Here is a 1,049-nt window from a genome sequence, read left to right as displayed (position 1 = left end):
CGCGGGGCCGTTTCATAGGCGATGATCTCACCGTTGTACAAATCCATTACCGGCGACAGATAGAGCTTCTTTGATCCGACCTTGAACTCGGTGACGTCAGTTACCCACTTCTGATTGGGCCGTTGCGCGACGAAATTACGCTCCAGGAGATTCGCCGCTATGGTTCCAATTTGCCCCTTGTAGGATCGATACTTTTTGGGGCGCACCAAGGATTTAAGGCCCATGCGATCCATTAGGCGCTGAATCATTTTTTCACTGACCGACTCTTTCTTTTGAAGCGCCAAAGCGATGCGGCGATAGCCAAATCGCCCTTCGTGCTCGTCGTAGAGGTCTCGGATCTTCGTTTTCAGCGAGGCATATTTGTCAGGTTTCTGAAGGGCGCGGACCTGGTAATAGAACGTGCTGCGGGCCAGGTTGGCTAACTTGAGCAGACCGTCCAGAGGAAACCTGGATCTCAACGCCATTACGGAGATGGTTTTTTCCCGGGGCGACTCCTCCTCGAAACCTCCCTTATCTCTTCGAGCTTTTTTAGGTACGCGTTCTCCATACGTAGGTGCTCGAGTTCGGCCTTCAGTTGCTCTCGGCTCTTCGAATCGTCGTCCACGGATTGGGATTGATCAGGGACAGGCGTTTTTTTGGGCATGACGACAGCCTTTTTTCTCTTGGGTACGATCAGGGCAGGAAGACCGCCACTGTAGTACTGCCGCTCCCAAATGCCCACCTGCGAGGACTGACCAAGCCCGAACCGCGCGGCGACTTCCCGATGTGAGAGCCGCTCCTCTTGCATGCATTGGATGACTGAGCGTTTAAATGCCGCGCTGTAATGGCGACCATGAGATTGCAGGCCAGCACTGCCTCGAGCGCGATAGGTGGCGACCCAGCGCCGAAGCAGGCTGCAGTCGATCAAGTAGCGGTGAGCTACCTTGCGAAAGCCTTCATTGCCGTTGATATAAGCCTCAATGGCCGTAATTTTGAACTGAAGCGAAAACTTGCCCATGGAAACACCGCCAAAAGTCAGGGTTGGTGTCCAACTTTTGGGGTGCAGTCCA

General features: G+C 54.0%; 1 protein-coding gene and 1 pseudogene. Both read right to left on the bottom strand.

Features of this window, described 5'->3' with window-relative positions; all coding sequences use genetic code 11:
* Window positions 1-473: IS3 family transposase (locus KGA83_RS28855; protein WP_223531445.1), on the bottom strand; the 473-nt coding region annotated here is incomplete at its 3' end.
* A pseudogene (locus KGA83_RS28850) lies at window positions 464-1,049 on the bottom strand (hypothetical protein); the annotation flags it as partial. The pseudogene KGA83_RS28850 and the gene KGA83_RS28855, both read right to left, overlap by 10 nt.

The organism is Pseudomonas sp. GL-R-19 (assembly GCF_019956375.1).
Lineage (GTDB): Bacteria > Pseudomonadota > Gammaproteobacteria > Pseudomonadales > Pseudomonadaceae > Aquipseudomonas.
The sequence above is the reverse complement of the archived record's forward strand: the minus strand, read 5'-3'. Positions and strand labels throughout refer to the sequence as shown.